9 protein-coding genes, 2 pseudogenes and 2 riboswitches are annotated in these 13,343 nt (G+C 31.3%); of the genes and pseudogenes, 8 read left to right on the top strand and 3 right to left on the bottom strand.

All coding sequences use genetic code 11. From position 1 onward, the window contains the following. Positions 1–91: 91 nt before the first annotated feature. The gene (locus AC0ONG_RS27350; RefSeq protein WP_098437683.1) at positions 92–883 is read left to right on the top strand and encodes an ADP-ribosyltransferase; all 792 of its coding nucleotides are present in this window, start codon (positions 92–94) and stop codon (positions 881–883) included. 398 nt (positions 884–1,281) lie between these two features. Then, positions 1,282–1,857, top strand: a pseudogene (locus AC0ONG_RS27345) (hypothetical protein). A gap of 272 nt (positions 1,858–2,129) precedes the next feature. Here AC0ONG_RS27345 and AC0ONG_RS27340 read toward each other — a convergent pair. After that, positions 2,130–2,360 (bottom strand): hypothetical protein, encoded by a 231-nt coding sequence (locus AC0ONG_RS27340; RefSeq protein WP_061667014.1) that lies wholly within the window; start codon positions 2,358–2,360, stop codon positions 2,130–2,132. Positions 2,361–2,488: 128 nt separating this feature from the next. Between AC0ONG_RS27340 and AC0ONG_RS27335 the strand changes: the two are divergent. Further along, positions 2,489–3,049, top strand: a pseudogene (locus AC0ONG_RS27335) (serine hydrolase domain-containing protein); the annotation flags it as partial. 227 nt (positions 3,050–3,276) lie between these two features. On the opposite strand, the gene AC0ONG_RS27330 reads toward AC0ONG_RS27335, so the two are convergent. After that, positions 3,277–4,404 (bottom strand): FtsW/RodA/SpoVE family cell cycle protein, encoded by a 1,128-nt coding sequence (locus AC0ONG_RS27330; protein WP_474204863.1) that lies wholly within the window; start codon positions 4,402–4,404, stop codon positions 3,277–3,279. A 186-nt stretch (positions 4,405–4,590) separates the two neighbouring features. After that, positions 4,591–4,767, bottom strand: a riboswitch (M-box (ykoK) riboswitch). A 512-nt stretch (positions 4,768–5,279) separates the two neighbouring features. Continuing rightward, a riboswitch (M-box (ykoK) riboswitch) is annotated at positions 5,280–5,445 on the top strand. 280 nt (positions 5,446–5,725) lie between these two features. Here AC0ONG_RS27330 and mgtE point away from each other — a divergent pair. Further along, entirely contained in the window at positions 5,726–7,054 is a 1,329-nt protein-coding gene (gene mgtE, locus AC0ONG_RS27325; RefSeq protein WP_098834027.1) for a magnesium transporter, read from the top strand. 157 nt (positions 7,055–7,211) lie between these two features. Next, a complete protein-coding gene (locus tag AC0ONG_RS27320) occupies positions 7,212–8,306 on the top strand; it encodes a phosphodiester glycosidase family protein (protein WP_098834028.1) in 1,095 nt (364 codons plus the stop codon). A 162-nt stretch (positions 8,307–8,468) separates the two neighbouring features. Here AC0ONG_RS27320 and AC0ONG_RS27315 read toward each other — a convergent pair whose 3' ends face one another. Beyond that, on the bottom strand, positions 8,469–9,395 hold the full coding sequence (locus tag AC0ONG_RS27315; RefSeq protein ID WP_474204860.1) for an endonuclease: 927 nt from the start codon (positions 9,393–9,395) through the stop codon (positions 8,469–8,471). Positions 9,396–10,031: 636 nt separating this feature from the next. Here AC0ONG_RS27315 and AC0ONG_RS27310 point away from each other — a divergent pair. The 3 genes from AC0ONG_RS27310 to AC0ONG_RS27300 all read left to right on the top strand — a co-directional run bounded on the left by AC0ONG_RS27310 (position 10,032) and on the right by AC0ONG_RS27300 (position 13,162). Further along, positions 10,032–11,072: an endonuclease/exonuclease/phosphatase family protein gene (locus AC0ONG_RS27310; RefSeq protein ID WP_474204858.1), complete on the top strand. Its 1,041-nt coding sequence runs from the start codon at positions 10,032–10,034 to the stop codon at positions 11,070–11,072. A gap of 289 nt (positions 11,073–11,361) precedes the next feature. Further along, on the top strand, positions 11,362–12,339 hold the full coding sequence (locus tag AC0ONG_RS27305) for a S8 family peptidase (RefSeq protein WP_063538632.1): 978 nt from the start codon (positions 11,362–11,364) through the stop codon (positions 12,337–12,339). A 76-nt stretch (positions 12,340–12,415) separates the two neighbouring features. Further along, on the top strand, positions 12,416–13,162 hold the full coding sequence (locus AC0ONG_RS27300; protein ID WP_474204856.1) for a hypothetical protein: 747 nt from the start codon (positions 12,416–12,418) through the stop codon (positions 13,160–13,162). Positions 13,163–13,343: the final 181 nt, after the last annotated feature.

The raw sequence follows: 13,343 nt of genomic DNA, 5'->3' as shown, positions 1-13,343 counted from the left end.
TTCAGTACAAACAAATTAAAAATTAATGTTCAATAAATAAGTTTGTTTCATTAGTAAGTTAACTTCCAATATTCAAAAAAGGAGTTTTAACATGAAAAAACAAAGTCTAGCTATAGCTACTATTCTATCATTAGGTTTAACTGTATTTAGTGGTACTACATCTACATTTGCGATGACTGAGCCAAACGATAATGTGATGTTTCGATCTACATTAAAATATATAGGAAATATACCGTCAAAGACCAAGGACTGTAATACTGTAGACAAATATAAGCTATGTACAAACAAAGAAGAAGCTGATGCTTGGGGGAAAAAACAATTTAGTAAGTGGAGTAAAGAAGAGAAATCTGCCATAAGAGATTATACAAAAAATGCAAGACCGTATAATGAATTTTTGAGAACACATGCAGGTAAATTGGATTCTGATCCTACAATGAAGAAAAAAATTGAATCCTTAGATAAAGCATTGAATAGAAAAGAGGCAAAAGTGATTGACAATATAAAAGTGTATCGAGGGGATGATGCATGGATTTTTGGAAAGGAGTATGATAATTCCATAATAAAAAACGGCAAGGTTGACAGAGAGAAGTTCAAGGAAATACAAAAAAAATTCCAAGGAAAAACAACAACAGAATTTGGATATATAAGCACTTCTATACTTATTGATGCTGGATATGCGAAAACAAGACCAGTTATGACAGAATTTAAGGTAGGCTCTGGGGCTCATGGTGCTTATATGAATTCAGATGACTTGACTGCGTATCCAGGTCAATACGAATTATTATTGCCAAGAAATACAGTTTATAAAATTGAAAAGATATATATTGCTATAGATAACAAAACTCAAAAAGAGCAAATAAAAGTGGAAGCAACAATTAAATAAATCTAATGAAGTTAAATTTTAAAAAATAAAGTGGTTTAAAATAACTATATAGATTTGAATAAGCATGTAAATAATTCAAGCAAAAACCGTAAGGATTTCTAATCTTTACGGTTTTTATTACATAACTTAGAAACTAAGATTTTAAAAAATTTCTGGATATACGGGGTTAAATTAGGTTATCACAAAAATTGGATAGTACCGAAAGACTCCGTATCATTTAAACAATCTCATGAAAGCTAACAGACTTACTCAGTGACTATTTTTTACTAATAGATAAAAAGGAGAGACTGGTACTCTCTTTTTTATTTCCTTTCGACATAATATAACAATATAAAGATTAATAGTTTGTTATTATAATTCAGGCAATCTTATATTTTAGATACTGGGGGACACATATTATGAACAATAAACTATTAACTGCACTCACAAGTTGCGTTTTAATTATGGGATTAGCAGCATGCTCAACTAACAAAGCAGCAAGTACTTCTAATGACTCTAAAGCTGAAGAAAAAGCAAAAAAATAAGCTGTTAAGGATCAGAAAGCTGAAGAAAAGGCTAAACAAGAAGAGCAGCAACGTCAAGAAGCTGAGGCGCAACGACAGGCTGAAGAAGAAAAAGCAAAGCAAGAAGAGCAGCAACGTCAAGAGGCCGAAGCACAACGTCAAGCTGAAGAAAAAGCGAACAAAGAACAACAACGTCAAAAGCAAAAACAAGCCGAGAAACAGCAAGAAGTACAAGTGAAAAAACAAAGAGAAGTAAATCAAAAGAAAACAGAGAAAGAAGCACGTGAGGAAGAAGAAAGTTTAGATTATGCAAAAAGGAGAGCTCAATCATTTGAGGATAAAGAACGAGAAAAAATGAGTTGTGATGAAGCGAGAAATGTTCTTGAACAATTAAAGAATGGCGAACAGAATCCAGCAACAAAAGAGCATGTTATTAAGTATCAAGAAAAAGTAAATATGTGTAGCAAGTAACAAAACAACTTAACGTATTAAAATACTATTTGGATTGGCGTCCAATACATATTATTAAAATTAAAATGGTTCAAGTCGGAGGAAGGCAACTTTGGTTGTCTTTTCTTTATGCATAAAAAAGCCTTATCTTCCTATAAAAAAGATAAGGCCTTTATATACTATTTATTATCCAATTCATCAGTTTTATTATAAACATATTTGGCTTCTCCAAAAAGACCACCTGTGTCCCATTCTCCACCATAATATGCATACTACCTAGGTGAATCATTGTTTCATATACTTGGATATAATTTTAGTTTATAGTCATAAACTGAAACCATAAAAATATAAATATATCCCCCGATTAAAAGTGCCGCAGCAACGATTAATATTATTACTCCATCCGGACTATTAAGAATTTCTTTTATATGTTTTTTTGCTATTTGCTTCGTTTCTCCACTTGAAAAGAGATAAACAATGGAATGGAGAATTAGTAAGAAAAATGCCGTAATTACCTCTAACATGGCTTATGTACCTCCTAATATATGTATCTTCAATTAACCAATAATTTCCTTATACATTATATCAGCTAGGGTACATGGAGGTATAATAAATTATTTTTATAATTTAATTTATTAATCGGTACGGCATTAATACAGGATATTTTTTATTGTCACAAGTGGTAGAGAAGGTAAGCGGCAAGTCTCTACGTCAGTTTACAAAGGATCGTATGTTTGCCCCTTTAAATATGAGAGACACAACAATTTTAGATTACCACCCAACTACTATACCAATTACTAGTGCATATTCGAAGAATGAAAAAGAAGCATATAAAATCCATGAAAGCCCTTGGGAACATACAGGAGATGGGGCAGTTCATTCAACAGTTGAAGACTTAGTAAAGTGGGGAGAGAATTTAAATATAGGTACCGTTGGTGGAAAAGAATTTGTTAAAAAAATGAGCGAAATAGGTCCGGAAATTTCTCCAACTGGGGAGACGATTATTGATAATGTAGATTATGCTTTTGGGCTAAGGCTTGCAGAAGGTTTTAACTATCGATACTTCGAACATTCAGGTAGCTGGCCAGGTTATCGTTCACACTTCATGCGGTTTCTAAAAGAATATTTGTCTGTTGTAGTACTAAGTAACTATGATGGATTTGAATCTAAAAAATATGCTAATGAAATAGCAGGAATTTTTTTAGAAAAGTAAAAAATAGGGCGTAGAAGACAGTATCTAGATTTGGTTAACCTCACGTTGTTTTTGGTTTAATTGATTTTGAGAACGGAAGGCAAGCATATATTTATGCCTGCCTTTTTTCGTATTAAAATGAACATAAATATTAATATTTATACAGTTAAAAAATAATTAGAAATTCTTTAAATATAGAGTAATTAATGAGGTCAAATTTTAAAAATTTTTAAATTAATATATAAAAATTATATATTATGATTATAGAAATTGATTTTATTTAAAATTGAAATATTAATTAATATTCCCATTGCTATTAAATTGACCATTAAAGAACTTCCACCAAAACTTACAAATGGAAATGGGGTACCTGTGAGAGGAAATAGTCCTGTAATACCACCTAAATTTACTACAGATTGCATACCGATCATACATCCTATACCAATTGCTATAAAACTGCCGAATGGATCTACACATAATTGTGCAATTTTTAAGGAGCGAAGTACTATAGTCAAGACTCCAGCCAATATAATAAATACACCAATAAATCCTAGTTCTTCAGAAACTATTGCCATTATAAAATCAGTATGTGGTTCCGGAAGATAACCTGTTTTTTGTATGCTATTTCCAAATCCATGACCAGTGATTCCTCCAGAGCCAATGGCAATAAAAGAATTTACAAGCTGGTATCCATTTCCTTGTGCATCAACAAAGGGATTGAAAATTGTAGTAATACGTGTCTTTTGAACTTCTGACAAACTATATTGAATTAAAAAATATAAAATAGGTAACCACAAAATAGAACCGATGGCAGTTCTTTTGATTAGTAGATTTATATTTATTCCTGAGCAAAGAAATATGCTAAAACCTATACCTAATATTAAAAGTGCTGATCCTAAATTTGGTTGTTTAAAGATAAGAAAAAAAATTGTAGTTAAAAAAAATAAAAGTTTTCCGATACCACTCCAGTTATTTTTAGCTTGTTCTTGTCGTAATGCAAAAAAACGGGCTGTTACAAGTATTGTTCCTAATTTAAGAAATTCAGCTGGCTGTATTCCAAAGATCCATGATTGAGCATTATTTACCACTTTTCCTTTCCATAAAACCATAATTAATAAAAAAATCCCCCCAACCATAATACAGATTGAGACTATTCGTTTTTTCCATATTTCATATGGGAGTAAAGCACAAACTATTAACCCTATTGTTCCTAAAAGTAGCTTTGTTAATTGAGAATCAACAAAATGTCTACTGGTATAATCGTAATGTTGGACAGCGACAATGGAGCTTGCACTATACATCATGATAATACCTAAAGTACATGTTATGAATAGAGGAAGGAGCAATAGATAATCGATTTTTAATATTTTTTTCATTTTAATATCCTCCTGATTTAAAACAAAACATAATATTACATTTGCTAATGAATAGAATCTTGTTCTCGTCAATTACTAAATATGACTTTTGTTTGGGAAGATTCTATCGCTTACTCCCTGTTTTTTCACGCAAAAATCCCCCTAGTATGTAACTAGAGGGATTCAAAATGGCATGACTAAATAAGGCTTTTTTCCCCCTAGTAGAGCTTTGGCACTATACAACGTAAAGTAATGAAAATTCATTACTTAGCTATCTTAAGAAGAGCCTTAATCCGACAATTCCTGTTCTACCCATTGGCGTCTTTCGACATTTTTGGGCAATAGCCTGTGTTTGCATAGGAGCCTCACCTAACAGGTTAAGCAATATAAATTTTATGTGTTTGTTTCGTGTAGCAAGCCAAGCATAAATATATTTTTTTTGCTTGTCAAGCAACCATATTGCTAATTTTATTTGTTTTATTGCTTTATAGTCCTTTGAGAAATGATATGAAAAAATGTATGTAATCATTCCGTATAAGTACATATTTTTGACTTGTAGTGAATCGTTTGATTAAGTAGTTTAACCATATAAATTTGATAAACAGTAAAGAAGATTTTAATCATAAAAGAAGATTTTTTTATGAATGTTCTTTCGATATACAGAATGACTAATTATTCATCTTTTGTTATAAAGTTGGAATTTGATTAAAAACAATAAGTTTCATATGCTTTATTACGTTTCTTCGAATTAAATCTATTTGAATTCTATGTTTTTTAAGGGGAATTTTAAATTTATAATAAAATATAATTTCATTTTCTATAAAAGATTTTTTTATGAATGGAATTGAAAGTCAGTTGACAAATATTAAATTCTGGTTTAAATTTTGAAGTAATTCAATAAACTTTGTTAGGTGAGGCTCCTGTATAGAGAAACGCTGCTGCCCAAAAATGTCGAGAGACGCCAATGGGTCAACAGGAACGGTCGGATTAAGGCCCTTCTTAATGTAGCTGGTTATAAAAACCTATGCTATACAGTGCTAAAACTCAACGAGGGAGTGGTATACGATTTGATAGAAAGGCACCTCTGTGATTTTGGCAGAGCTGTCTTAATAATCATTTATTTGTATTGTGAAAAACCTTTACTCCTTTTTGAGTAAAGGTTTTTCTGTTTAATGTTATTTATTTTTATCTTGTCTATATTCAAAAAGGAGGTAATTCTAACTAATGAATTGATTGCAATGTAACTATTATTGCTTTAATAAAAAATTTAAGACAGATAAAATAAAACAAAACCACTCATGAAACTCTAGAGTCTCCCTTAGCAATATGAGGAGGAGTTAACATGAAGAAATTATTAAAGGAATTACTTATAACCAAAAATAACTTGGATGCAGAGAAAGTTTTACGTCATCCATCGTATGATATTGCACAAGAAGTAAAACAGTTTTCAATTGAAGATCAAGTCATATTGCTAAATACAATACCTGTATTAAAAAGCTCTAAAATTCTTCAATATATGAGTGCAGAAGAAAAATATAATATCTTAATTCACTTATCTGAAAATAAAGCCAAAAAGTTGCTAAATTTACAACCGATTGATGAATTAGTAGATTTACTTCTAGCGGTTCATCCAGAAAAACAGGCTAAATTAATGGCGTATCTAGATAAAATTACAAAACATAACGTGAAAAAATTGATGACTTTCAAACCTGAAACGGCGGGAAGTCTTGTAACAAGTGATTTTGTTGCAGTTAGAGGAAATTGGTCAGTAAAAATGACATTGAAGTACATTAGGGAACATTCTAAAAATGTAGAATCAATATCTTATAGTTATGTTCTTGATAATCACGGTTATCTTAAGGGAATCGTTTCCATACATGAGTTATTACTAGCACCAGATGAAGAGATATTATCTACTATCATGATTCAAGAGGTAATTTCAGTACAAGCTGAAATTGATCAGCAAGAAGTTGTAAAAAAGCTACTGAATTATAATTTAGCAGCAATACCTGTCACAACAGCAAATAATAAAATGATTGGTATTATAACATTTGATGACGTAATGAATGTTATGGAAGCAGAAGCTACAGAAGATATTCAAAAGTTAGGCGGAAGTGAACCATTAAATCAATCTTACTTTGAAGCTAGCATTTGGAGCATTTTCTTAAAACGTCTACCATGGTTATTACTTCTTTTTGTTGCTGAGGCATATACAGGTACAGTATTAAAGTATTTTGAAAACGAAATTGAAACTGTAGTTGCCCTTGCTTTCTTTGTTCCATTATTAGTAGGTACTGGAGGGAATACAGGAACACAGGTTGTAGCAACAATTACTCGTGCAATTGGTATTGGAGAGGTGAAATTTAAAGACATTTTTCGTGTAATGAAAAAGGAATTTGCAATTGGTATGCTTCTTGGACTTGCACTTGCGGTAGCTGGACTCACTCGTGCTTATATGTTAGGTGTTGGAACAGAAGTTGCACAAGTTGTAGCAATCACTTTATTATTTATTGTTATTTGGGCCTCTCTTGTTGCAGCTGTTTTACCTTTAATTCTAAGAAAATTAAAACTGGATCCTGCAGTTGTTTCAGGTCCATTTATTACAACATTTGTTGACGGAACAGGATTAGTAATTTATTTCATGGTTGCAAAAGCGTTATTAAATTTGTAAATATACACTGAAAAAAACAAATGTGGAATAAGTATTTTGCCTTGATTACTAAAATATAGTGGGAAATTTAGTAATGAGAAAATCAAACACTTTTGTCTTTAGATAAATAATATTTTAATGGATTTATTGAAAGTAATGAATGCTGGAGGATAAAACTATGAAACATCTAAGAAAAATCTTCAAAAGAATCTTGCTTCTATTTTCTATTTTAATGATTATTGGCATAGGAATATTATTTGGTACTAGCTATGGCCGAGAGCTTCGTATAACAATCGCTGGGAGTATACTAACTTCTCAGCATCCACAATATGCGAAATATACACTCCTATCCCAAAAGGAACTAGATAAACTGCAAGATAGAATTAATCATCCGAAATGGTCAAACAGTGATGAGCATATTTATAAAAAAATAGTAGGAAAAAGATTAGAAGAATTAAAAAGTCAGCCATTAGAAATTGATGTAGAAACAATTAAAAGTAATAAAGATAGTCGCTTTCTATTCGAAGGAAAGTTAGTCACTATTAGTAATCCTTTCAATGTTAAACTTGTTAGCCACCAAGGAACACAGGGTGCTAACAGGGGAGAAAAAATTAGTGTAATGGCAAAACGTAATGATGCATTTGTTGCTGTGAATGCAAGTGGATTTGCTGATGAAACAGGAAGGGGTGGAGGAAATGTTGCTACTGGAATTGTAATAGAAAACGGGAAAGCTATTGATACAAATATGGATAGACATACCCCTACAATTATTACAGGTTTAACACAGTTTGGACAAATGATAACAGGAAATTATTCTACACAACAACTCCTGGATAAAAAAATCGTTTCCGCAGCTGGATTTATGCCACAGCTAATTGTGAATGGAGAAAAAATGATTACAGAAGGAGACGGTGGTTGGGGTTCTGCTCCACGAAGTATTATGGCTCAAAAAGAAGATGGCACAATAATGTTTCTGGTAATAGACGGTAGGCAAACACATAGCATAGGGGCCACGCTAAAAGAGTGTCAAGATATTCTATATGAAAAAGGAGCAGTAAATGCAATGGCTATGGATGGTGGTTCTTCTGCTACTCTATATTTAGGAGGAAAGGTTATAAATTCACCTTCTACATTATCACATGAAGATCGTTATTTACCGAATGCTTGGGTAGTAACAGCAAATCCAAAACAAAAAATAAAGATGACAATAGATGGGGAAAAAGTAAATCCTAAAACATTAGATAAATTTGATACGAATATTTCAAATGTATAATGACAAGGAACATCCATTAGTAATCCATTTTTTGTATGCTTAATTAGGGTATAAGCTAATTTTTATTAATTCCACAATTACATCGGGTTTAAGTCAAATACAAAAGCAAGGGAATAAAACTTTTCCCTTGCTTTTACGTTATTTGATTGGAATCACATTTAATTAGTCCCAAATTCTTTCTACATATTCTGGATGATCGATAAAAGGATTACGATTGTGTTGGAATTTTTCAAAAACCATATTATTTCTTTTTCTTTCCATATCATCAACTGGATCTTGTTGGTGCCATTGTAGTAGAGTTGATAGTTTTCCGTGATTTGGATTATCTGTGTCTACATCATTTACTAATTTTAAATCGGGTCCACCTTCCCCTTCATAACGAACATCCATATAAAACAGCGTTCTTGCAATATCTCCCTTAATCTCATCTCGTGGTTCCCACGAATCCCCGTCAACGCAAGTATCAGGTGCTTTTTGCGCTGTTCCTAAATCTGTCCCCTTACAAGATGCGTTTGGATTATTCACATGACCATCATCCCAATCAAAATCTAAATTACCTCTTCTAGCATTTACCCATTTATCTTCTGGTCTTATATTGTGTAAGTCTGTTCTAATTGTTCTATTATCGTCAAAATGGGATTGGGCCCAAACATGTTCGCGATTCCAGCAAGGTTCATTACCACAAAAACTATTTTTGTTCATGGAACCACCTTTATAAAATAGTAAAACATTATCTGGATTATTTGGGTCTTGATCGATTTCTTTTAAAGCGCTTCGAGTATCATCATATGTTAAAACATTCTGTTTTTTTATTATTTCATGTAAAGAAGCTTTTAGTTCTTTCCCTGATTGAGTCGTTATACTTTCATAGTAGTCATGTGCTGTTGCATTGAGACGTGAATTATTATTTGTGTTTCCCTCATTTTCATAAGATAATGGGACGTTTCTTACTTTATGATTATTGTTACTCATATTTTCTTTTTTTAGTTCAGATTGCTTTGTTTCATTCGCACCGCACCCGGATAGGGCTATAAGTAAAAGCATAAATATTAAATTGGACTTGCTTAATATTGTATTAAACTTTTGCATCTAACAATTCTCCTTTTTATTTTTTCTTAAAAACAAACTTATTATTTGTGTTTGTACAATTTCTTTATACATTATCTTTTTAAGAAAGAATTTAAAATATTGGGAGTATTACTTTGTTTGTTTAGCAAGTTATTTCTAGTGTATTTTAAATAGCAATGACTAATAATAGCGATTGAATAATTCTAAAAAAGACTTGCTAAATATATGCCATTAGAAAAGTATGGAGTTTAAAAGGGAAGCTGTATTTTTATTATTGCAATCTCGATTATGGTATACAGATATTGAAACAGGTCATTTTACTAAACATGTTAAAGGTTGTAATTATCTAACTGATTGTGAATAAATTTTTTATTTAATATCAGTTCTATTTAATTAATATATATAAATATTATGGATATTAATCACTCTAAGTTAAGCAGGCTTAAAAAAATAATTGTTAGAGTTTTTGTAGTAGGTTTTGGAACAAGGCTTTAATAATATTCACCTTTTGCTGAGTCTTGTATATCATCAATTCTTAATTTCATATCCAAAGCTCTTTCATACCTTGAAATTATAAGTATATGAAAGGGAAAGGTATAAAGTATGAATAAAAAGTTAAACAATGATTGATATTCAAATTAAAAAGGAGACTTAAAAATGCCCATAATTAAAGTTGTTAGTTTTAATATTGAATGGATGAATGATTGGTTCAAAAATGATGGAGATATTGTTGCCTTTAGAGAAAACTTTACTAGAGAAGGACATACAAGTAATACCAAAGAAACCGCTAGGCGTGCAGCAGATACTATAAAGGAAATTGATCCAGATATTCTAGCTATACAGGAAGGGCCTAGTCGTCCTGAAGAATTGGCCCTCTTTATACAAGAATACCTATCTGAGCATGGAATGCCAATTTACAAGTTTATCCTTAACGATTCAGGTCAGCAACAAAAAACGGCAGTACTCTATAAGCCAAATGCTGTTGATTCTTTAAAACTAACACCTAGTACTAATATTTCAAACTTAATTGAAGAGTGGATGGCAGATGTTGATGGTGATGAACATTTGGAACCATACCAGTTTACTCGGTTACCGCTCGTTATAGATGCTCAAATTGGAGAGGATTCTTTACAAATTATAGTACTTCACACAAAGTCCAATTTTGTAAATAAAGGAAAAGATTTGTGGAGTAATCTAGCAACTCGACAAGAATATGTTAAAGCAGCTCTTAAAAACCGGAGGCGAAATTCCGCAGAGTCAATGAGAGTTAGAGATTATATTGATAAAGTTTTGCTATCTAATTTAGCAGAAAAAATAATTATTCTTGGAGACCTAAATGATGGACCAGGTATGGATTATTTTGAAAAGAACTATTTATCACATAATACTGTTGATGTATTAGTAGGATCTGCATTTGAACCTGAGATGATGTTTCACCATGCTCAACACGATGTGAAAAATTCAAACCGCTATAGTGCTGTTTTTGATGATTTCGTTACAGGTGAAGATAATAAGCATATACTTCTAGATCATATCTTACTTTCCCCTGGTCTTTCAGTTACTAGTGGACTTAGAAGGGTGCCTAATTCTGGCGCTATTCACCATGTCGAGTATGATAATCATACCGTAAATCATGGTATTTTCCGAGAGAATCGACCAAGCGATCACAGGCCAGTAAGTGTAATCCTTGAATACTAACTCCAATCATAGAATTTTAACATATATTATAACTTGTATCTTTAAAATTTAAGTTAAAGGGAACCCTTATTTTATACAATAAATTTTAAGGGATTTGTATATGTTTAATTGATTCAACTAGATCTTTCTCGTATAAAATTTCTTGAAGTTAGGGAATCTATAAAAGAATGAAACCTGTTTGCTTATTATCTAATCATTGTTATATAAGGTCTTTTTATAATAAAATAGAAATTTTTTATGAGTTTTTCTAAATAGCGTAGAGGTTATTAATTTTAAAAGGAGGTTAATTATGAAGCAAATGAGCTTAATTCCATTTGAAGTTCAGTCAATGGTTAAAAATACTTACGAAATACCATTTGGTGTGAAGATGATAGGAGCACCAGAATTTTGGGAAGAGAGTGATAGGGGAAGAGGTATTGTTATAGCAGTTCTTGATAGTGGTTGTGATATAAACCATCCTGACTTAAAAGAAAGAATTATAGGAGGAGCAGATTTTACAAGTGATACTCACCAAGATTTAACAGATATAAAAAATTTGAAAAACGTAGCTGATATTTTAGGACATGGTACTCATGTAGCTGGGACAATTGCAGCTACTATTAACGGGAGTGGTGTGGTTGGAGTAGCACCAGAGGCAAAGCTATTAATATGTAAAGTATTGAAGCGTGTAGAAGAGGTGGGGCCAGGAGATTCAAAATTTAGAGCGGATTATCCAAATATTATTAAGGCGATTAATGAGTGTATTAAATGGAGAGGCCCAAATCAAGAGCGTGTCCGAATTATCTCGATGTCTTTAAGTGGTAAAGAAGAGGATTTAGAACTACACAAATGTATAAAAAAAGCCGTTCTAAATGATATTTTAGTTATATGTGCAGCCGGTAATAAAGGGGATGGTAATGAACATACAAAAGAAGTGGGGTATCCAGCTTATTATCCTGAGGTAGTATGCGTAGGGGCAGTGAATATGTACAAAAAACTATCTCAATTTACTAACACTAATGATGAAGTTGATTTAGTAGCACCAGGAGAAGAAATTTTATCTACTTATACAAATGATAAAGGATACGCTGTATTAAGAGGAACTTCTATGGCAACACCGCATGTTGCAGGAGCAGCAGCACTACTCTTAAAACATCATGAGAAGAAATTTAATAAAAAGCTTACTGAGCCTGAGTTATTTACGGAGTTAATAAAACACACTAAATCAATTGGTTATAGTAAATATGGGGAAGGTCATGGATTATTAGATTTAAAAGGTAATGTTTAATAGCATCTACTGTATTAGAATTCTTTAAAATGAAAATAATGCTATTTTATTATGATTAGATAAGGTGAATGATAATATGTTAAAGAAAAAAAAGTACGAAATCAAATTTTTTCTCGATATTCATCGAGTATTAAATGAAAAATATAAATTGAAACCGGAAATAATAGACGAGTTTAGTATAGACATAAAAGATATTGATGAAAAAACTATTCAATTTATTGATACAAACAAAAGAGAGCTGTATAAAAATGGATGGATATTACGAAATCGGATAAAAAGAGCAAATAGTACATATGAATTGACATATAAAAAGAGGTATAAAATTCTCAATAATAATATAGAAGCTGAAGTAGAAATTGCAAAAAAAGCTGGATTTGGTACAGATGAGCAAGAGTTTCAAGTTGAAATCGATTGGGGATACACTGAACAAGTATTAAATATTGTATATAAGCCAGAAGAATTTCAATTACCTAACTCAGAAGCTTCTTCTGTAGAAATATTACAAGAATTATTTTTAAAGAATGGTCCAGAAATATTTCTTAAATGGGGAAAGGAGTTAATTGAACAAACAATTAATTATGGTCCTGTTTATTCGCAAAAATATACTGGCAATTTTAAAGAAAGAGAAATATTTATAGAAATTTGGTCAATGCCTGAATGTAAGGAACCGATTTTAGAGATTTCTTTGGAGAAATTTAAAGATGAAGAAAAAGACAAAGCTGATCAATATCATGACGAGCTAAAAGAATTATTAAATAACAAAGGATGGATAATAACGAGAGATTTTTCAAAAACAGATTGGGTAATGAATAAATGTGAATGAACTGAAAATTAGATGTTGTAGTACAAAATCAAGTTTTCTCAGGAAGTAAATATGATGTGCCACTATAATGATAACATAGATTCTGAAACATACCTTAAGGCGGATTTACTTATAATACTGTACCTGTTAATTTAAAAAACATTATAATATTTTATTTCTACAAACAGAAAGAGGTAGTTTA

Source organism: Bacillus sp. TCT6, from assembly GCF_056033845.1.
This window is presented reverse-complemented; position numbering and strand designations above follow the sequence as displayed.

What these genes read in the sequence shown, in the direction of transcription:
- AC0ONG_RS27350 (WP_098437683.1), top strand. Translation starts at nt 92, where the DNA reads ATGAAAAAACAAAGTCTAGCTATAGCTACTATTCTATCATTAGGTTTA.
- AC0ONG_RS27340 (WP_061667014.1), bottom strand. Translation starts at nt 2,360, where the DNA reads ATGTTAGAGGTAATTACGGCATTTTTCTTACTAATTCTCCATTCCATT.
- AC0ONG_RS27330 (WP_474204863.1), bottom strand. Translation starts at nt 4,404, where the DNA reads ATGAAAAAAATATTAAAAATCGATTATCTATTGCTCCTTCCTCTATTC.
- mgtE (WP_098834027.1), top strand. Translation starts at nt 5,726, where the DNA reads ATGAAGAAATTATTAAAGGAATTACTTATAACCAAAAATAACTTGGAT.
- AC0ONG_RS27320 (WP_098834028.1), top strand. Translation starts at nt 7,212, where the DNA reads ATGAAACATCTAAGAAAAATCTTCAAAAGAATCTTGCTTCTATTTTCT.
- AC0ONG_RS27315 (WP_474204860.1), bottom strand. Translation starts at nt 9,395, where the DNA reads ATGCAAAAGTTTAATACAATATTAAGCAAGTCCAATTTAATATTTATG.
- AC0ONG_RS27310 (WP_474204858.1), top strand. Translation starts at nt 10,032, where the DNA reads ATGCCCATAATTAAAGTTGTTAGTTTTAATATTGAATGGATGAATGAT.
- AC0ONG_RS27305 (WP_063538632.1), top strand. Translation starts at nt 11,362, where the DNA reads ATGAAGCAAATGAGCTTAATTCCATTTGAAGTTCAGTCAATGGTTAAA.
- AC0ONG_RS27300 (WP_474204856.1), top strand. Translation starts at nt 12,416, where the DNA reads ATGTTAAAGAAAAAAAAGTACGAAATCAAATTTTTTCTCGATATTCAT.